The sequence below is a fragment of the Streptococcus parasanguinis genome (assembly GCF_015557775.1).
Taxonomy (GTDB): domain Bacteria; phylum Bacillota; class Bacilli; order Lactobacillales; family Streptococcaceae; genus Streptococcus; species Streptococcus parasanguinis_AA.
Genome location: NZ_JADNOY010000002.1, coordinates 80,397 through 99,405, shown reverse-complemented (window position 1 = coordinate 99,405; position 19,009 = coordinate 80,397). Strand labels below are relative to the sequence as shown.

The 19,009-nt window shown below is 43.0% G+C and carries 15 protein-coding genes; 5 read left to right on the top strand and 10 right to left on the bottom strand.

Annotation, left to right across the window (positions count from 1 at the left end; translation table 11 throughout):
- Positions 1–38: 38 nt before the first annotated feature.
- Both recA and I2F76_RS03610 read right to left on the bottom strand, forming a co-directional pair.
- Complete coding sequence (recA, locus tag I2F76_RS03615; protein WP_024054712.1) at positions 39–1,184, bottom strand: recombinase RecA; 1,146 nt, start codon at positions 1,182–1,184, stop codon at positions 39–41.
- 120 nt (positions 1,185–1,304) lie between these two features.
- On the bottom strand, positions 1,305–2,573 hold the full coding sequence (locus tag I2F76_RS03610) for a competence/damage-inducible protein A (RefSeq protein ID WP_070464711.1): 1,269 nt from the start codon (positions 2,571–2,573) through the stop codon (positions 1,305–1,307).
- 376 nt (positions 2,574–2,949) lie between these two features.
- Here I2F76_RS03610 and I2F76_RS03605 point away from each other — a divergent pair, with 376 nt between their 5' ends.
- Positions 2,950–3,981 (top strand): S66 family peptidase, encoded by a 1,032-nt coding sequence (locus tag I2F76_RS03605; RefSeq protein WP_195487247.1) that lies wholly within the window; start codon positions 2,950–2,952, stop codon positions 3,979–3,981.
- Positions 3,982–4,191: 210 nt separating this feature from the next.
- Here the strand turns inward: I2F76_RS03605 and I2F76_RS03600 are convergent, their stop codons facing one another.
- From I2F76_RS03600 to mutL, 3 genes are read right to left on the bottom strand one after another with little or no spacing between them, the layout of a single operon-like run.
- Positions 4,192–4,758 carry a DNA-3-methyladenine glycosylase I gene (locus I2F76_RS03600; protein WP_195487246.1) on the bottom strand — a complete coding sequence of 189 codons (567 nt, stop codon included), beginning with the start codon at positions 4,756–4,758 and terminating at the stop codon, positions 4,192–4,194.
- Between the two features lie 9 nt (positions 4,759–4,767).
- Entirely contained in the window at positions 4,768–5,361 is a 594-nt protein-coding gene (gene ruvA, locus I2F76_RS03595; protein ID WP_155170402.1) for a Holliday junction branch migration protein RuvA, read from the bottom strand.
- A gap of 20 nt (positions 5,362–5,381) precedes the next feature.
- Positions 5,382–7,325, bottom strand: a complete 1,944-nt coding sequence (gene mutL, locus I2F76_RS03590) for a DNA mismatch repair endonuclease MutL (RefSeq protein ID WP_061604440.1) — start codon at positions 7,323–7,325, stop codon at positions 5,382–5,384.
- A gap of 248 nt (positions 7,326–7,573) precedes the next feature.
- On the opposite strand from mutL, the gene I2F76_RS03585 reads away from it, so the two are divergent.
- Positions 7,574–8,014, top strand: coding sequence for a LytTR family DNA-binding domain-containing protein (locus tag I2F76_RS03585; protein WP_155170400.1), 441 nt, complete (start codon positions 7,574–7,576; stop codon positions 8,012–8,014).
- Positions 8,008–8,463: a DUF3021 domain-containing protein gene (locus I2F76_RS03580; protein WP_024054970.1), complete on the top strand. Its 456-nt coding sequence runs from the start codon at positions 8,008–8,010 to the stop codon at positions 8,461–8,463. The genes I2F76_RS03585 and I2F76_RS03580 overlap by 7 nt, the downstream gene beginning before the upstream one ends.
- A 355-nt stretch (positions 8,464–8,818) precedes the next feature.
- On the opposite strand, the gene mutS is transcribed toward I2F76_RS03580, so the two are convergent.
- Positions 8,819–11,368, bottom strand: a complete 2,550-nt coding sequence (gene mutS, locus I2F76_RS03575) for a DNA mismatch repair protein MutS (RefSeq protein ID WP_195487245.1) — start codon at positions 11,366–11,368, stop codon at positions 8,819–8,821.
- Positions 11,369–11,476: 108 nt separating this feature from the next.
- Positions 11,477–11,917, bottom strand: a complete 441-nt coding sequence (argR, locus tag I2F76_RS03570) for an arginine repressor (protein WP_003002219.1) — start codon at positions 11,915–11,917, stop codon at positions 11,477–11,479.
- 104 nt (positions 11,918–12,021) lie between these two features.
- Here argR and argS point away from each other — a divergent pair, with 104 nt between their 5' ends.
- Positions 12,022–13,710, top strand: a complete 1,689-nt coding sequence (argS, locus tag I2F76_RS03565; protein WP_003002065.1) for an arginine--tRNA ligase — start codon at positions 12,022–12,024, stop codon at positions 13,708–13,710.
- A 152-nt stretch (positions 13,711–13,862) separates the two neighbouring features.
- Entirely contained in the window at positions 13,863–14,108 is a 246-nt protein-coding gene (locus I2F76_RS03560) for a hypothetical protein (RefSeq protein ID WP_023919916.1), read from the top strand.
- 240 nt (positions 14,109–14,348) lie between these two features.
- Here the strand turns inward: I2F76_RS03560 and nrdI are convergent, their stop codons facing one another.
- The 3 genes from nrdI to I2F76_RS03545 all read right to left on the bottom strand — a co-directional run bounded on the left by nrdI (position 14,349) and on the right by I2F76_RS03545 (position 18,637).
- Positions 14,349–14,804: a class Ib ribonucleoside-diphosphate reductase assembly flavoprotein NrdI gene (gene nrdI / locus I2F76_RS03555; protein ID WP_045760033.1), complete on the bottom strand. Its 456-nt coding sequence runs from the start codon at positions 14,802–14,804 to the stop codon at positions 14,349–14,351.
- Positions 14,805–14,865: 61 nt separating this feature from the next.
- Complete coding sequence (locus I2F76_RS03550) at positions 14,866–15,381, bottom strand: hypothetical protein (RefSeq protein ID WP_021154108.1); 516 nt, start codon at positions 15,379–15,381, stop codon at positions 14,866–14,868.
- Between the two features lie 427 nt (positions 15,382–15,808).
- On the bottom strand, positions 15,809–18,637 hold the full coding sequence (locus I2F76_RS03545) for a GbpC/Spa domain-containing protein (RefSeq protein WP_195487244.1): 2,829 nt from the start codon (positions 18,635–18,637) through the stop codon (positions 15,809–15,811).
- Between the last annotated feature and the right edge of the window lie 372 nt (positions 18,638–19,009).

The following is a 19,009-nucleotide window of genomic DNA, read 5'->3' as shown; positions in this document are numbered from 1 at the left end:
ACAAAAACCATCAGTCTAGCGACCTATTTTGAAAAAAATTAATCTTCAATTTCAATCGCGTCATCTAAATCTAGAGTTACTTCTTCTACGACAGGAGCTGCTTCTTCAGTTTTATCAAGGGTTTTCACTGCTTCGTCTTCTTCGATCAAACCAAAATGAACCCGAACCTTGTGGTCGATTTCGTCAAAAATTTCTGGGTGGTCAGCCAAGAATTTCTTAGCATTTTCAGATCCTTGACCAATTTTTTCGCCATTATAGGAGTACCACGCACCCGCTTTTTGGATGATATCCAAATCTGTTGCAATCTTCACCAATTCACCTGTACGTGAAATTCCTTCCCCGTACATGATTTCAACCATGGCTTCTTTGAATGGTGGAGCTACCTTGTTCTTCACAACCTTGATCTTGGTTTCCTTACCAACGTTGGTATCTTTTTGGTCCCCAGTCCCCTTGATTTGAGTATTTCCACGAACATCTAGACGGACAGAAGCGTAGAATTTCAGGGCACGACCACCAGGTGTGGTTTCAGGGTTCCCAAACATGACCCCAACTTTTTCACGCAATTGGTTGATAAAGATAGCAATGGTCTTGGTCTTGTTAATAGAAGCTCCAAGCTTACGCATCGCTTGGCTCATCATCCGCGCTTGCAAACCAACGTGGCTATCCCCGATATCGCCATCGATTTCTGCGCGTGGGACCAAGGCCGCAACAGAGTCGATAACGACCAAATCAACGGCACCAGAGTCAATCAATTTACCAGCAATTTCAAGTCCTTGTTCTCCTGAGTCTGGTTGAGACAAGAGGAGTTCATCAATATTAACCCCAAGAGCTGCAGCATAAGATGGGTCCAAGGCATGCTCGGCATCGATAAAGGCAGCAATGCCTCCTTCTTTCTGTGCTTGCGCTACTGCATGGAGGGCAACGGTTGTTTTACCAGATGATTCTGGACCATAGATTTCGATGATCCGACCTTTTGGATAACCACCAGCACCCAAGGCAATATCAAGCGCCAAGGAACCAGAGCTCATGACTTGAACTTTTTGCTCTGCGCGTTCACCCAAACGCATGATGGATCCTTTACCAAAGTCTTTTTCGATTAACTTCAGGGCATCGTTGAGCGCTTTTTCACGCTCGTCTCCAAATTTCTTAGAGATATCATCTAATTTTTTCTGTTTTTTCGCCATTCTTTTCTCCTATGTTTTTGCTATACAGGAAATACATGCAACTCACTGACGTTTTCCGTCCTTTGAAAGGCACATTTCCTATCCATCTTTAGAATTATTCTTCATTTGGCACAAGCTTCATTATACCAAATTTTCACCATTTAATACAGCCAAGCGCACCAAATTAAAGGCATGAAGGACTGCAATTTCGCGGACATCAGCTCGGCTACGTCCGGCGATATTGACTTGGACACTATCCACTCCATTTGGAGTCGCAAGTCCGATAAAGACGGTCCCTGCTGGGTGCCCTTCTAGACTATCTGGCCCCGCAACTCCGGTCAGGCTAACACCATAATCGGATCCTGTTAACTTACGGGCCTGTGAAGCCATGGCTTGAGCTGTAAAATGAGACACCACTCCATGTTGCTCTAACTCTTGAGCTGGAATAGACAACATCTTGCTTTTTTCTTCCAAACTATAGGTGACAAAACCACCCGCGAAGATGCTGGACGCCCCTGAAAAATCTGCCAAAGTCGCTTGGAACAGGCCAGCCGTCAGGCTTTCTGCAGCTGTAATGGTCTTACCAGTCCCTTTCAAGAGATCAAAGGCAACCTTGGCCATCGAATTGTCATCTCCATAACCGTAAAACAACTCTTGCAAGGGTTGATGATCCAGAGTATGACGGGATAAGATTTCCTTTTCTAAGACATCGAGCTTCGCATCCGCTGAGGCTTGATCCTTCGCCTTTGTAGATAGACGCAAGGTTACTTCTCCCGTCTTGGCATAAGGGGCAACCGTCGGATCACTCTGCTTTTCAATGATATCTGCTAGGATCGTAACTAGCTGGCTTTCCCCAATCCCAAAGAAGCGCAAAACTCTTGAAAAAAGCTCTTCCCCTGTTGTCAAATGAGGCACCAATTGTTCATTGACCATGGGTTTTAACTCACTTGGTGGACCAGGTAGAACGACATAGGTCACACCATTGACTTCAATCAAACCTCCAACCGCGAGACCTGTACGGTTTTGAAGGGGGATTGAACCGGCAATCAATTGTGCTTGTCGCTCATTATTGGGCGTCCGGACATAATCAGGGCGACTTGCAAAGAAGGTGTCGAGTTTGGCAAGCGCTGTCGGATCAAAAACCAGTTCTTTCCCTAAAAACTTAGCAAGGGTTTGCTTGGTCAAATCATCCTCTGTTGGCCCAAGTCCACCACATAAAATCACCAAATCACTGCGTTTTGAAGCTGTCTCAATGGTCGAGAAGAGACGACCTTCATTGTCTCCTACCGCCACATGATAATAGACATCAATCCCTAAACTAGCTAATTTTTCAGACAAGAATTGCGCATTGGTATTGACAATCTGTCCTGTGAGAATTTCGGTTCCCACTGCAATGATCTCTGCTTTCATAACGCCTCCACTTATACTATTCGTAATTTTCATTTCATTTTAACACAATTTCCTAAATTATTTAAAAAACAGATTGAAGATAAAGTCCATTTTGGACAACTTTCTTCAATCTTTTTCTTTTAGAGTATAAAGTGAAAAATTCTTAGAAACACTATTACATCAACATTCCCAAGAGTTTTAACTATGTGGCAATCAACTTCTAAAGGGCTATTTTCTATTGTTGATAGAGCTTATCTATATTCTGAAGCAACCATATCGAGCGGTTGCTTTTTTACTTCTTTCTTGATCTAAAAGCCTTCTTCTGGCTCTAATTCTTGTTGTTTCCCCTCATTTTTTGTGATACAATAGCATCAATTTATTTCTAGGAGGATGAGATATGGTTTCTACTATTGGTATTATAAGTTTATCTAGTGGGATTATCGGAGAGGACTTTGTCAAGCACGAAGTGGACTTGGGAGTCCAACGACTCAAAGACCTCGGACTCAATCCTATCTTTTTACCTCATTCACTAAAAGGCTTAGACTTTATCAAAGAACATCCCGAAGCTCGTGCAGAGGATTTGATTCAGGCATTTTCTGATGATAGTATCGACATGATCCTATGTGCCATCGGTGGAAACGATACCTATCGCTTGCTACCTTATCTTTTTGAAAATGACCAACTACAAAAGGTCATCAAACAAAAGATTTTTCTTGGCTTCTCGGATACGACTATGAACCATCTCATGTTGCATAAACTAGGAATCAAGACTTTTTATGGGCAATCCTTTTTTGCAGACATTTGTGAGTTAGACAAAGAAATGTTGCCATATAGCCGCCACTACTTTAAAGAATTGATTGAGACTGGAAAAATCTCAGAAATTCGCCCTAGTAACGTTTGGTACGAGGAACGGACTGATTTTAGTCCCAAAGCCTTGGGAACACCTCGTGTCAGCCACGCAAATACAGGTTTTGACTTGTTACAAGGCAATGCTCAGTTTGAGGGAGAAATCCTCGGTGGTTGTCTTGAGTCTCTCTATGATATTTTTGACAACTCTTTACACGCAGACAGCACGGACCTCTGCCAAAAATACAAACTTTTCCCTGACTTGTCAGACTGGGAAGGAAAGATCCTCTTGCTAGAAACTAGCGAAGAAAAGACTAATCCTGACGACTTCAAAAAGATGTTGCAGACTTTAAAGGCCACGGGCATATTCGCGGTCATCAGTGGACTCTTGGTCGGAAAACCTATGGATGAAACTTTCTATGACGACTATAAAGAAGCACTATTGGATATCATTGATAGCAATATCCCGATTGTCTATAATCTGAATGTCGGACATGCAACTCCAAGAGCAATTGTCCCCTTCGGAGTCCACGCCCATGTAGATGCAACGGAGCAAGTCATTCGCTTTGACTATAACAAATAAGAGGCTGGGACAAAAGTCCTAGCCTCTTATTTATCTTTGGATTGTCGAGCAAGACGCAGTGGTTGAGTGGGCTCTACTACGCTGATTTCATCAACTTTACAGCCCTACTCAACTGTGCGGAGGTGGGACGACGAAATCGAATTCTAACGAATTACCGATTTCTGTCCCACTCTCTTTTTCTATATTCTCTGATGTTCTAGTCATCTAAAGTTACTTATTTCCACTTTTCCATTCACAATCATTCTCATGGTCATCAACCAATCCTGCTGCTTGTAGGTAGGATAAAACTGCGACTGGTCCGGTGAACTTAAAACCACGCTTTTTGAGGTCCTTGGCTAGCTTCTCAGAAAGAGCTGTCTTCGCTGGTGCTTGACTGTAATCTGGAACATCATTGACGATGGTTTTCCCATCGACAAAAGACCAAAGATAGGCATCAAAGGTGCCAAATTCTGCCTGGACTTGTAAAAAGGCCTGAGCATTGGCCCGTGTCGCAAAGATCTTGGCACGATTTCGAATGATGGCTGGATTGTCTAACAAAGCTTCTAGCTCCTCATCCGTCATGTCTGCAACACCTTGAAGGTGATAGCCATGAAAAACCTCACGGAAAGCCTGGCGTTTATTGAGCACCGTCTCCCAAGAAAGGCCCGCCTGATAGGTCTCCATACAGAGTAACTCAAAAAGGGCCTGGTCATCATGGAGGGGCCTTCCCCATTCCTCATCATGGTAGGCTACATAGAGAGGGTTGCTCATTTTGACCCAGCCACAGCGTTTTGGCATAGACTTCTCCTATTTCACCAACATCTTCAGGGCAGACTTGATGTAGTTTTCAGCAGTATCAGAAGTTCCTTCAAAGAATTTCTTAATTTTCTTAAGTTCCGTTGCCTTGTAGCCCAATGCCAACATGGCTTCCATAGCTTCTTCAAGGGCTTGGTTTTCTTCTGCAACTTTGGCTTTGGACTGAGCCGGTGCATCTTCTAGATCAAGATTGATCTTACCTTCCAGATCCAAGACCATCTGTTGGGCTGTTTTCTTGCCGATCTTTGGAAACTTGGTCAAGTAGGTAATGTTCTTGCTTTCGATGGCTTGGACAAGGCCTGCATTATCGTCTGCAGCAATGATGGCCAAAGCTGAGACAGGTCCAATCCCAGAGACTGAGATCAAGTTCAAAAAGAGCTTTTTCTCTTCTTCTGTCGCAAAGCCATAGAGCAGGTGAGCGTCTTCACGGACTACTTGATGGAGATAGACTTGCACCTCTTGATTCATTTTACCAGAGTAGGCATAGGGATTGGCCACATGCAAGAGATAGCCCATCCCAGCTGTTTCTACCACAATGTATTTAGCGGTGATTTTCGTTAAAATTCCTTTAATGTATTCGTACATAATCTTCCTTTATTGTTTGATTAATATTTGCCCAATTCCCGTAAACTGGTGTGATTTTCCTGAATGCGTCGGAACATCTTTTCCATATCTGACTTGGTAAAGTTAACCAAGACCGGACGGCCATGAGGGCAGTTATAAGGGTTGTCACATTGGGACAGTTGGTAGATCAGATCCCGTGCAGAGTAATCATCCAGTGTATGATTGGCCTTGATAGAGCGTTTGCAGGACATCATGATGGCCAACTCAGCTCGGTATTTCTTGATGGACACTTCCTTGGTCAAGAGGAGCATGTCACACATCTCATAGATGCCTGACTCGATCTCTTCTTCCTTCATCCAGATCGGATGCTCCCGCAAGATCAACTGGTTAGCTCCGTATTCTTCTAAGTAAACGCCCACTTCTTCTAGAAGGTGCTTGCGCTGTTGCAGGCGGATCAGATCGTCTGTAGGGAACTCAAAGATATAAGGCACCAGCAGTTGTTGCTGACTGCCGTCTACGTCCCCGATGCTCTCCCGGTATTCTTCGTATTTGACCCGCTCTTGGGCCGCGTGCTGGTCAATGATATATAGGCCCCCATTTCCTTGGGCAAAGAGATAGGTTCCATGCATCTGACCAAAATATTCCAATTCTGGGAAGGTCGAATGTTCTTCCCCATCCAACTTATCATAGGCCTTGTCTAGACTAGCCAGATCCAACTCTGGGTGGTCCAGTTCATCATAAACCACAGCCTTTCTTTCCGCAAACTTGATCGCGCTTGTCGGTTTTTCTACTGGGTTTTCTTGGATTCTAGCTTCAGTAGCAGTCTCATCTGCTAGAGGCCGTTGAGGATCTGCCACCTCTGGTCGAAGCTTGAAATCTTGACTCTCTCGGTCATAATAGAGGCGGTTTTCTTTTAAAGGCAGGGTCGTCTGTACTGGCTTTTCTGTTCGACGAATAGTCGACTTGGCTAGATTTTCTAGAGCATCCGGAATCAGGTCCTGCTCTTTCAAAGCGTTCGCAATCGCCTGGGAGATCAAGGCCATTAGTTCTCGTTCTTTGGAGATGCGAACCTCTTGTTTAGTGGGATGAACATTGACATCCGCTAAGTAAGGATCGATCTGGATATTAATGATCGCAAGTGGAAAGCGACCCACCATGAGTTTACTGCCGTAGCCGTCTAAAATAGCTCGATTGAGCAAGAAATTCTTGATGTAACGGCCGTTGATAAAGAGACTGATGTAATTGCGATTTGCACGAGTCAATTCAGGCAAAGACACAAAGCCCGTAACTTCAAAATCTAGGTCGCGATTTTCAATAGCCACCATCTTCTTGGCAGACGCGAGGCCATAGACACCCGCAATCGCTTGCCGGAGATTACCAGTCCCAGCTGTTTTGGTCATTTCTTTTCCATCATTGATCAAGGTAAAGGCAATCTCAGGATGGGCCAAGCTCAAGCGGTTGAGAATATCCACGATATGGGACAACTCTGCCTGCTGGCTCTTTAAATACTTGAGACGAGCAGGGGTATTAAAAAAGAGATCTTCCACTGTGATCTTGGTCCCGACAGGGCTTGTCGCTGGCTCCAATTCCTCAATTTCGCCACCCTTTGCGACCAATTTGGTCCCGTGGGCAGCTCCTTCTTGCGCCGTTAGAAGGGTTAGAATACTGACAGAAGCAATGGAAGGCATGGCCTCACCACGAAAACCAAGCGTTCGAATACGAAAGAGATCCGCTTGACTCTTGATCTTACTGGTCGCATGTCGACGGAGGGCCAAAGCGACCTCATCGTGCGCAATTCCTTCCCCATTGTCTGTGATTCGAATCGACTTCAATCCTGCTTCTTCGATTTCGACAACAATCTGGCTTGCTCCAGCATCGATCGAGTTTTCAACCAATTCCTTGACCACGCTAGCAGGTCGTTCAATCACTTCACCTGCCGCTATCTGATTGGCTAGGACTTCTGGCAATTCAATAATCTGTGACATGTCTGCTCCTTTACCTATTTTTTCACCGATACATGTAGCTCTATTATACCACAGATCCACAAGACTCCCTTTCTTAAAAAATAGAGGCCAGTCCCATCTTCTTCCTAAAAAACCGCATAGGCAAAGAAAATGACCACATAGACAAATCCCCTTGTCTTCCCTTTGGAAAAAGTGTTTAATAGTAGTGTAAAGAAGGGGCCGGGCTAGCAGGCCAACCGACTTTACCCAAAGGAGGGAGAAACGATCTTATGAAAGTTGAAGTACAAATTGATTCCCACTTCCAAGAAGAAGCGGTGATGATCACAGCACCTGCACTGTCTGCGCGTGTAGAGAAAATCCGTGACTTTGTGGAAGAATTGGATCAAAAAGGGCGCTTACGTGCCAAAAAGGATGGGGAAGCTTACCTGATCGAAAGCCAGCTATTCCAACGTTTTTACATTGAAAATCGGCAAGTAATTGGCGAGACTATGACAGATCAATTTATTCTGACTGGGCCACTCTATCAGTTATCTGAAGACTTACCGACCTTCTTTCTCAAAATTTCCCAATCTGAAATTATCAACACAAAAGAAATCGATCACCTGCACTTTACCAGTGGAGGATCAGTGCAAATCTATCTTAAAAACGGGAGTCTGACCTACTCCTCCCGTCGTTACTTGAAAGCCATTAAGGAGAAATTATCATGCTAAAACAATCTTTTTCTGACGCCCTGAAAGGGATTCTCATTGGGCTCATCCTATCCATCTTCTTTTCCTATCTCTTCTCACCTGAGTTGTACCTTCCCTTAAGTCCCAACTCTGCAGTCGGTCGCTGGATGTTCTTGCATCATGTTCACGGCTCACTAGTCATGCTCTATTGTGCCCTCGTTTGGGGTGCAATTGGGGTCCTCTTTAGCTTCGGAAGTCTCCTCTTTCAAAAAGACTGGAGCCTCTTACGGGCTACTCTGAGCCATTACCTACTCATGTTACTTGGTTTTATTCCTCTGGCTACTTTGGCCGGCTGGTTTCCAGCACGACTCGGATTTTACCTCTCACTCGTTGTCGAATTCACCCTCGTTTACGTGATCATCTGGTTGGTCTCCCATCATTTTTATAAAAAACAAGTCCAAGAAATCAACCAAAGCATTGCTAACCACTAAGCAAAAAGATCCTCAGTGCTACGAGGATCTGAAAGTGGAGATAAACTGTTCCTTTATACAAATCTAATAAATTCTATAAAAATTATACTCGTTATAGTTATTCAATCATCTACTGAAACTTTCCGCTGTGAGAAAAGTGCCTGAAACAATTGTGTTTCAGGCACTCGGGAGTTTTTAGAGTAAAACAGTTTAGGAAACTGTTTTAGCCTGAGCCCAGAAATTAAAGAGCGAAGGGGCTCAATAATTAGTCATGGAACTTCCTAGAAGTTCGCTGACGTCCGTACTCACTTAAGGAAAGTTTCTAAGATGACTTTGTCTTCAATAAAAGATCCTCGCTATTACGAGGATCTTCTTTTTACAATTTCTTTTTCAATTCGGCGACTGCCATCATGACTTCCATGGGAGTCATATTGTAGAGATCCAGATTCTTCAATTCTGTGATCACTGTATGTTCTGGCTCTTCCTCAAAGAGGGACATTTGTTCAGCAACCTGCGAAGACACTTCCTTTTTAGGAGTTGCATCCACAAGCGGTACTTGCTGGGCTTGTCCTTCGAGCTTGGTCAAAATCGCATCCGCCCGCTTCAGCAATTCTTCTGGTAAACCAGCGATCTTGGCCACGTGAATCCCATAGGATTTATCTGCTGGGCCGGATTCAATCTTGTGCAAGAAGGTAACCTGACCATCTCGCTCCAAGGTCGCAACATGGACATTTTCCAAACGGGACAAGGTCTCTGAGAGAGCCGTCAACTCATGGTAATGAGTCGCAAACAAGGTTTTGGCACCGGTTCGATCGTGAATGTATTCGATGATGGATTGGGCGAGGGCCATCCCATCATAGGTCGCCGTTCCCCGTCCCAACTCATCAAACAAAATCAAGGACTGGGGTGTTGCCTTGCGAATGGCGTGATTGGCTTCCATCATTTCCACCATAAAGGTAGACTGACCCGATACCAGGTCATCAGCAGCTCCGATCCGAGTATAAATCGCATCAAAGATTGGCAACTCGGCCTTTTGCGCTGGAACATAGGAGCCAATCTGGGCAAGAATCACAATGATCGCCAATTGGCGCATATAGGTAGACTTCCCGCTCATATTTGGCCCCGTAATCAGCTGAATATCCCGTTCCTCATCCATAAAGATGCTATTAGGAATATAGGACTGGGCTCCCATCACTTTCTCAACAACCGGATGGCGGCCTTTGTCGATTGCGATTCGTCGTTCTTCATGAAAAAGGGGACGATTCAACTGTTGCGACTCAGCGACACTGGCTAAACTCTGTAACACATCAACCGTCGCAATCGCCTGAGCTAACTGTTGCAGACGTTGGATATACTTGCCAACTTCTTCCCGAATCCGCATAAAAATCGTATATTCCAAATTAGCAGACTTCTCACGCGCCTCTAGCATATCTCCTTCGATACGTGCCAATTCCTCCGTACCAAAGCGTTCTGAATTTTTCAAGGTCGCCTTGCGGAAAAAGTGAGCAGGAACGTGACTCAATTGAGAATTGGTGACATGGAAATAGTAGCCATCCTTCTTGTTGTAATCGATTTTTAGACCTGTAATGCCACTGGCTTCGCGCTCCTTGGCTTCAATCTCAGCAATCCAACCAGTACCATCCCGAAGAACGACACGGTACTGATCCAATTGCTCGTCAAACCCAGTTCGGATGATATTTCCCTCTGTAATAACAGCAGACGCTTCCGGAGCAATAGCTGAGGTAATCAAGCGGTGCAACTCAGGAAGTTCATCCAAGCGTGCAATCAAGACATCTAAGACTGGATCACCAATCCCCAGTAGAATCGACTTGATCGTCGGCACATGCCCCAGAGTATCTCCTAGCTGCAAGAGATCCTTAGGATTGATCTTGCCAAAGGAAACACGACTCGCTAAGCGTTCAATGTCATAGACCCCTTTGAGGCTGTCGGTCAAATCGCTCCGTTCAAAGAAATGATCCATAAAGACCTGAATGATGTCCTGGCGCTCTCGTATCCGTTTCAAATCGACTAAGGGTTTCTGAATCCAGGACCGCAACAAACGACCGCCCATGGCCGTCTTGGTTTCATCCAAATACCAATACAAGCTACCATGCTTCTTCCCAGTCCGCGCATTCTCTGTCAAATCAAGACTAGCCTTGGTCGCAAAGTCCATCTGCAAGAAATCGCAAATCTCATAATGATGAGCTTTCTTGAGGTGGCTCAATTCCCGCATTTGTGTCTGGTGGACATACTGGAGAAGTTTTCCAGCTGTTTTCTTTTCTAGCTCACTCAACTGATCCCCTAAGAGTTGAACATCGTCAAGCGCCGTCTCTACATGTGACAGCAAGAGATTCATCTGACTCACAAACACACGCTCTTCCTGTTCTGGCAACTCATAACCCAAGACCACCTCACGCGCACGTAAATTGCGGATTTCTCCACAAACCATGCTAAAGTCATTGAGGGTCGTCACCTGAAACTCCCCTGTCACCAGATCCATATAGGCTAGCCCATACTCATTTCCTGAACGATCCAAAGCAACCAGGAAGTTGTTCTCACTATCTGGCTTGGTCGAATCCACCACTGTACCCGGCGTAATCACCTGTACGACTTCCCGCTTAACGACCCCCTTAGCTTCTTTGGGGTCTTCCATTTGTTCTGCAATCGCGACCTTATAGCCCTGTTCAATGAGAACATCAATATACTGCTGAGCCGAGTGGTAGGGAACACCCGCCATGGGAATTGGATTCTCTGCATTTTTATTCCGTGAGGTTAAGGAAATCTCTAAAATTTGAGCCGCATTCACTGCATCTTCATAAAATAATTCGTAAAAATCTCCCATTCGAAACAGCAAAAAGGCATCCGGATAGTCTTTTTTGATATCTAGATACTGCTGCATTCCAGGAGATATTTTCTCTACTGCCATACTTCTTTATTCCTTACTCTTGCATCATTTTCTGACGCAAGCCCATAGATGAAAACAGGAGTAGATAGCTCACTATCTTCCTCCTTTTGACATCTTAACAGGGCTTGATTACTGCATCATCCCTAAAATTTCATTTTGAATTTCAATAGCTGCCTCTTGGTCACGGCAGACAATCAAGAGGGTATTGGCCCCTGCTACTGTTCCCAAAATACGCTCATCTGCCATTTCATCTACACCATTGGCCAAGAGGGCTGCTTCTCCTAGCTCTGTCCGCAAGACCAAGGTGAATTCCGCTCGTGAGACAGACTTGGCATGGCTGGACAACATAATATAAATCTCTGCTACCTCAGGCTCATTGGGCAAAATATAATACAACTGGTCTTTTCGTTTCACCTTGACTAGACCCAGATCGCGCAAATCTCGTGACAGAGTAGTTTGCGTTACAGCAATTCCTTTTGCTTCTAATCGATCCTGAATCTCTTTTTGAGTCGATAATTTTTCATTTCGAATCATTTGTTGAATCAAAAGGTGACGTTCTGTCTTTTTCATTGGACCTCCACTTTTGAATAAATATACTTTAAATTATACCAAAAAAATTGAAAATTCGCTCAGAATTGTGTTAAAATAATAGTTAAAAGGACTAAGGAGCTAATATGAACAATAAAGAACTCATTGCTAGTGAATTGGCCAAAGTGATTGACTCTCTTGACCAAGATGCTATTTTAAATTTGCTTGAACAACCAAAATCATCTGATCTTGGTGACATTGCTTTTCCAGCCTTCTCACTTGCAAAAGTGGAACGCAAGGCTCCTCAAGCAATCGCTGCAGATATTGCTGAAAAGATCGACCAAAGTGCCTTCGAAAAAGTCGTTGCAACTGGACCTTACGTGAACTTCTTCTTAGACAAATCTAAGATCTCTGATCAGGTGATCAAATCCGTCATCGAAGCAGGTGCAGACTATGGCCAACAAGACGAAGGTAAAGGTCAAAACATTACCATCGACCTTTCAAGTCCAAATATCGCAAAACCATTCTCAGTTGGTCACTTGCGCTCAACCGTTATCGGGGATGCTCTTTCGAACATCTTCCGCAAAATGGGCTACAACACGATTAAAATCAACCACTTGGGAGACTGGGGTAAACAGTTCGGTCTCTTGATGGTGGCCTACAAAAAATGGGGTAGCAAGGAAGCTGTCGAAGCCAACCCAATCGATGAATTGCTAAAACTTTACGTTCGAATCAACGCTGAAATCGAAAACGATCCTGAGCTTGATGAAGAAGGACGTAAATGGTTCAAAAAATTAGAAGATGGGGATCCAGAAGCAACTGAATTGTGGCAATGGTTCCGTGACGAAAGCTTGGTGGAATTCAACCGTATCTACAAACTCCTCGGTGTTGAGTTTGATAGCTTAAACGGGGAAGCTTTCTACAACGACAAGATGGATGAAGGGGTTCAAATCCTTGAAGACAAAGGCTTGTTGAAAGAATCTAAAGGGGCTAGCATCGTTGAGCTCGATGATGTGAACCTTCCACCAGCTATGATCAAAAAATCAGACGGTGCCACTCTTTATATCACTCGTGATATCGCAACCGCTATCTACCGTGCACGGACATACAACTTTGTGAAAAACATCTATGCTGTAGGTCAAGAACAATCCAACCACTTCCGTCAGTTGAAAGCTGTTCTGAAGAAAATGGGATTTGACTGGAGCGATGATATGGTTCACGTTGACTTTGGTTTGGTGACAAAAAACCGCCAAAAATTGTCAACTCGTAAAGGAAATATCATCCTTCTCGAACCAACTCTTCAAGAAGCCATCTCTCGTGCCAAAGCTCAGATTGAAGAAAAGAATCCTGACCTTGAAAACAAAGAAGAAGTGGCACATGCAGTCGGTGTTGGTGCGGTTAAATTCTACGACTTGAAGACAGACCGTCGCAATGGGTATGACTTCGACCTCGAAGCCATGGTATCCTTTGAAGGAGAAACTGGACCTTACGTTCAATATGCTTACGCTCGTATCCAATCAATCCTTCGCAAAGCCAACTTCACACCATCTACAGATGCAACTTACAGCTTGAGCGATCCTGAAAGCTGGGAAATCATCAAGCTTCTCCAAGACTTCTCTCGTGTTGTCAAACGTGCCGCTGAAAACTATGATCCATCTTTGATCGCAAAATATGCCATCAACTTGGCTCAGGCCTTCAACAAATACTATGCACACACTCGTATCTTGGATGAAAGCCCAGAACGCGAAAGCCGTCTTGCTCTTAGCTACTCAACAGCAGTAGTCTTAAAAGAAGCCCTTCGCTTACTTGGTGTCGATGCCCCTGAGAAAATGTAATTTCTTATCTATGATGGATAAGTAGAACATCTCTTATGGGAGTGAGAGGAGAAACTAAATGCGATTTAATTTAGTTCTTTCTCACTCCTTTTCTCATGCCCAATGCCCTTCATTCTCTATATTTTCAGATCCTTTATATACAGGAGAAATCTATGAATCAAACCGTTTACATCTTAATCCTCATCAGTTTAGTGGTCCTCTTTTTATTTAACAAGTACGAAAGAGAAAAACTACAACGGCTCTTACAAGAGCAACTCTTGAAAGATCAAGCTTTCAAAGATAGCATCAAGGAAAAAATCCAAGAGACCGACAATATTAACGATGTCATCCATGCCATCAATAAAGACTATCGATTGGGGCTCCTACTTGCTAAAGAAATCACAGAAAAATTAAAATAAGCCATAGAAGAGGAGTCATATAAAATGTGACTCCTCTTCTATTCAGTCGCAACAAATAAGAGGCTGGGACAAAAGTCCTAGCCTCTCAATTATTTTTGGATTGTCGAGCAAGACGCAGTGGTTGAGTGGCCTCTACTACGCTGATTTCATCAGCTTTTACAGCCCTACTCAACTGTGCGGAGGTGGGACGACGAAATCGAATTCTAACGAATTACCGATTTCTGTCCCACTCTCTTTATTTTAAAGATGATACAAATCTTCTACAATGGCAGCTACTTTTTTAATATCTCCCAACATCCCCCGCATTTCAAAATCGGCTAACATAGGGAAACCAAAGCGTTGGCTATATTGCTTAGCGGTTAAACAATATTGATTGTTAAAATTCCGATTGCCTGACCCAACCACTCCTAAACACTTGCTGGCATTGTCTCCGTAAGCAATAAAATCCGCAACATCTGTCGTCAAAATTTCCACATCGCCATTGTCGACACCATTTCCACCCTCCAAATAGGTAGGCAAAAAAGTGATAAAAGGATTGGTCATTTCAAAGAAGGGCTGGCCCTCTTTGACTAGGTCTTTCACATGCACTTTCTCGATTTCAAGTCCGGGATGGGCCTCCAGCAAATAGTCACTTAAACGGCGGACAAAACTCTCTGTATTCCCACTCAGACTAATATAAACAAAGGATACTTTCATCTTTTTTCTCCAATCAAGAAGCTCTCTTATCCTCTAAGAGAGCTCCATTCAAACTTATCTATTATGCCCTAGCTTGAGCTTTTCTCAAACGCAAGGTTTTATACAAAACAATTCCAAGGAAGAGAAGGGATAAAGCAGTCAAGAGTAACAAAGCAATGGATGAAGATGCCAAATATCGTTGGCGAAGGGACGGGTTTGAAAAACTAGCTAATAGTGGACGCCCTGCAAAATAATTATAGCAAGAGAAGGCTTGACTTAATAAAATCTGCCCCATATAAGTATAATGTGCTGTTAACAGATCCTGCTTCATAAAGAGGAAATAGAAAGTTGCCAGCAAAGCAATCAGAATCAGGGACACAAATAAAAAGGTTAGTGGAGACTGATTGAGTTGGGCTGATTTCTCATAATATGTCACATAGTCAGCCTTGTCTTGAGCCGTTGTTAAACCAAGTTGTTTAGCAAAATCATCTGTCAACTCAAAACTCTTTGAAGCTCCAAAGGTTGAAACAGCTGAAGTCAGGGTTCCAACCGTAGAGAAAAATAACAGGATATAAAGATAGATAGGTTTCTTTTTCATACAAACTCCTTTTCATTTCTTACACCCTATTATATCGCGATACAGATAGAAAGGCAAGCGCCTCAAAACCGTGGAAGCACTTGCCTGATCACTGATACGTTCAAATGAAATTCATTTGGAAAAGTAATGTGTGCAAAAGATGAAAAAGACATCGCAACTGTATCATTGGAATGATTAGAGATATAACGGAGTCCTATAAACTTTCATTCGAACACCACCAGTATACCTCATTCTCTTCTTCTTGTGTCATCCATTTCTATTCTGCTTCATTTCGACACGATTTGGTCTATAAAAGCCATTTCCTCTCCTTATCCAAAAACTATTCTGTTCTATTTCTCAACTATTTGGTCATCACTCCATCAAAAAAGCCAGAAGGACTTGCCTTCTGACTTTCTTTATTTAGATGAATGAACGAAAGAAACAAGAATTAATCTTCTTTTTTCTTGCGTGCAAGACCCAATCCAAGCAATCCAGCCATCGCACCTGCAAGAACAGCTGCAGTTGAGCTTTCTGTACCTGTATTTGGAAGCGCAGGTGTTTGTGGTTGCGCAGGTTGTACAGGCTGTTCCGGAACTTCAGGAGTTGGTTCGATTGGAACCTCTGGAGTTGGTGGAACGATTGGTGTAGGTGGAACAATTGGTGTTGGTGGGTTGTATGGAGTTGGTGGAGTTGGAGGAACTGGTGTTGGTGGGGTTGGAATATCTGTTTCCGTTACCACTTTATTCTTATGCCATTTCACTTCAGCTTCCGGTTTCACCGGATTCGTATTTGGAACGACTTCAGGAGTCGGTGGGGTTGGAGCTTTTGGTGGAGTTGGAGCTTTTGGTTCCTCCACATCGACCGTAATCACAGTGTAGTTAGGTGCTGTTGGCGGAGTTGGTGATTTAGGTTCTTCTGGTTTCGTTGGCTCTGCAGGTAGATTTTCCACTGTAATCGTTGGTGGAGTTGGAGCCTTTGGTTCTGTTGGTTTTGTTGGCTCTTTCGGTTCTTCTCCTGGCTCTTTAGGAAGACCTACATTTGAGTTGATGGCAAACCAGTAAACCGTTGGTTGACCAGCCGCATTGGCACCATTAGCCGTAAAGACTAAGTGTCCATCTGACATCTTCAAGCCTGCTCCACCATAATAGAGGTATGGAGAAGATGGATTATCCCAACCTTCAAGAGTTGTTGAAGATTCACCGTTAAAGACAGAGCCATGTTCAATATATTGGTTATCTTTAAAGGAAGTTACTTCTTTAGTAGCAGCATCATAAGAAACACTTGAGTTTGGAATTGGAATAAATTTATTATTTCCAACATTTACAGACTCTTGGTGTTCCACGTTTTCAAATTTCTTCTTAGGCGTGAACGTAATTTGACCTGTAGTTGCATCTACTTTGTATGATCCGATAACATCATCCTTACCTTCAAAGGTAAATTCTTCTGTACCAATAGAATGAACACTTCCTGAACCCGAAGCATTTACAGTTAACGCATCCGTTACTTCTTCCTTCTCAGGTGTCGTACCAGGAACCCATTTACCTGTGTCATCTTTAACATAACCATATTTCTGAGTCACAATTTTGAGAGGGTTGTCTGCTGAAATGGAAACAGTTGCAGTACCAAAGTCTGCTTTTCCTGTTTTAACCTTCACTTCATTGTTTTCAATGCTCATGGATGAACCATCTGCATATGGATCCCAAGTTCCACGAACAGTGTTGCCATTTTTATCTTTGGCTTCTACTGTAAGGGCACGAGGTTTGTCTCCACTATCGACATAGGAAGCACCTGTCCAGTGGTTGAGCGAGTTCAAAGCGACAATGGCATTGCGTTGAGTCAAATCAAATTTATTGCCATCACCATCATAGAATTCAACATCGACAGCAACCTTAACAGGTTTGTCTTGGTCTGTTGAAGCACCCACTGTCATGGTTACCGTTGGATCTGCGTTGACTGCTGCAATCCCTTTGCCATCATTTGATGGAAGACTTAAAATCTCATAACGGTAAATCACACGTTTGATTGGATGCATATCCGTATTTTCACGCATGCTGGACTGATTCAAGTTATCATAAGTAACGACAAATTTATCGCCTTCTTTCACTTGAATGTACTCAGTTTCATTATTGGCCCAAGGACTAGTCGCTACAATATCTGAAGCTTCCAATTTATTGGAATCATATTGATGCACATTGCTTGTATTTAAACGAGCTTGAGCATCACGAGTAAGATACGTGCTGATGCCGTCAATGGTGTGAGTTGCACCACCTTCACGTTGGAAGGTCAAATCTTGAACAGTTGAAACATTTTTAAGGTCAGCATACGCATTGTCTGTCATATATTTGTCGTATGCTTGTTTCGCGTCCGTATATTGTTTTTTGGCAACTTCGTATTCAGCTAATTTCTTTTGATAAGCAATATAATCATTTTCGTACTGTGCTTTTTCAACATTGTACTTTTTAAGATCAGCTTCGTATTGAGCCTTGGCAGCATCTTCTTCTGCCTTCTTCGCTACCAATTGATCATAAGCTGCTTTATCTTTATCGTACTGAGCTTTCTTAGCTTGGTACTCTTGTAAATCTTTATCGTATTGTGCTTTAGCTGCATTATAAACAGCCATTTCTGCATCATACTTAGCTTTTGCTTCTGCATTAGCCTTATCCGCTGCTGCTTTTTCTACTACTTTGGCATCATAAGCTGCCTTTTTAGCATTGTACTCTTCTAAAGCTTTATCATAAGCTGCCTTTTGCTGATTGTACTCTGCTACTTTCTTTTGATAATCTGCTTCTGCTTCCGCATTTCTCTTTTCAATCAATGTGATTTCTTGAGATTTTGCTTCATACTCAGCTTTGGCCTTTTTGTAGTTTTCAACGACTGTGTTGATTTCAGCTGTTTGAGCTTTATTATCTGCTTCTGCTGCTGTGATAGATGGTTGGACTTTTTCAGCTTCTTCTGTAACGGTTACACCTTCTGTAGCTGCATCAGCTTTTGCTTTTTCAAGTTCCGGTGATTCTACATAAGTAGTCGTAACTATTTTATTTCCTTCTGTCACAGTTGTAGATGTCAACTTAGAACTTGTTGCAACAGCTGCATCGCTTGTTGCTGTATCCGTAGTAGTCGCTTCAGTTGCAGGCGCTGTTGCCTCATCTGCTTTCACTTCTGCTCCGTAGGTATTAACAGTAGCTAATCCAGCGATAGCCAATGAAACAACACCGACTGATAACTTACGAATTGAAAATTTTTCCTGCTTCGAAACATGTTCACGATAGCTTTTCATTTTCAAAACTCTCCTTTTTGTTTATGTTTAAAAAAATCTCACTGTAGAGGCAAAAATATGCTACTGCCAGTTAACTCTATTGTATCACAATCAACCATTTTTAAATATTTGTCTATTTAATTTTTTATTTTACTTTAAAGATATAACAACTTGAAACGCCAAACCTTCCGGACCTTCCCCATCTTTAGTTGAAAATATATGCAAACGCCTGTGAAAAAATCCTTTATTTTCAAGGGTTTTTAAGACACTTTCTCTTTTTATAAATTTCACCGAAAGGCTTTTTAAAGGGAAGTATTTTTTTATACCAATAAATTAGATTTGAAGACTGAAATAAAAATTATGTAATTTTTTCCCTGCCGGATCGGAAAAATT

Excerpts from the sequence above, each read along its gene's own strand:
- argR (WP_003002219.1), bottom strand. The coding sequence starts at position 11,917 with ATGAAAAAGACAGAACGTCACCTTTTGATTCAACAAATGATTCGAAAT.
- I2F76_RS03605 (WP_195487247.1), top strand. The coding sequence starts at position 2,950 with ATGGTTTCTACTATTGGTATTATAAGTTTATCTAGTGGGATTATCGGA.
- nrdI (WP_045760033.1), bottom strand. The coding sequence starts at position 14,804 with ATGAAAGTATCCTTTGTTTATATTAGTCTGAGTGGGAATACAGAGAGT.
- I2F76_RS03610 (WP_070464711.1), bottom strand. The coding sequence starts at position 2,573 with ATGAAAGCAGAGATCATTGCAGTGGGAACCGAAATTCTCACAGGACAG.
- mutL (WP_061604440.1), bottom strand. The coding sequence starts at position 7,325 with ATGTCACAGATTATTGAATTGCCAGAAGTCCTAGCCAATCAGATAGCG.
- I2F76_RS03560 (WP_023919916.1), top strand. The coding sequence starts at position 13,863 with ATGAATCAAACCGTTTACATCTTAATCCTCATCAGTTTAGTGGTCCTC.
- I2F76_RS03550 (WP_021154108.1), bottom strand. The coding sequence starts at position 15,381 with ATGAAAAAGAAACCTATCTATCTTTATATCCTGTTATTTTTCTCTACG.
- I2F76_RS03600 (WP_195487246.1), bottom strand. The coding sequence starts at position 4,758 with ATGCCAAAACGCTGTGGCTGGGTCAAAATGAGCAACCCTCTCTATGTA.
- I2F76_RS03580 (WP_024054970.1), top strand. The coding sequence starts at position 8,008 with ATGCTAAAACAATCTTTTTCTGACGCCCTGAAAGGGATTCTCATTGGG.
- recA (WP_024054712.1), bottom strand. The coding sequence starts at position 1,184 with ATGGCGAAAAAACAGAAAAAATTAGATGATATCTCTAAGAAATTTGGA.
- argS (WP_003002065.1), top strand. The coding sequence starts at position 12,022 with ATGAACAATAAAGAACTCATTGCTAGTGAATTGGCCAAAGTGATTGAC.
- mutS (WP_195487245.1), bottom strand. The coding sequence starts at position 11,368 with ATGGCAGTAGAGAAAATATCTCCTGGAATGCAGCAGTATCTAGATATC.
- I2F76_RS03545 (WP_195487244.1), bottom strand. The coding sequence starts at position 18,637 with ATGAAAAGCTATCGTGAACATGTTTCGAAGCAGGAAAAATTTTCAATT.
- I2F76_RS03585 (WP_155170400.1), top strand. The coding sequence starts at position 7,574 with ATGAAAGTTGAAGTACAAATTGATTCCCACTTCCAAGAAGAAGCGGTG.
- ruvA (WP_155170402.1), bottom strand. The coding sequence starts at position 5,361 with ATGTACGAATACATTAAAGGAATTTTAACGAAAATCACCGCTAAATAC.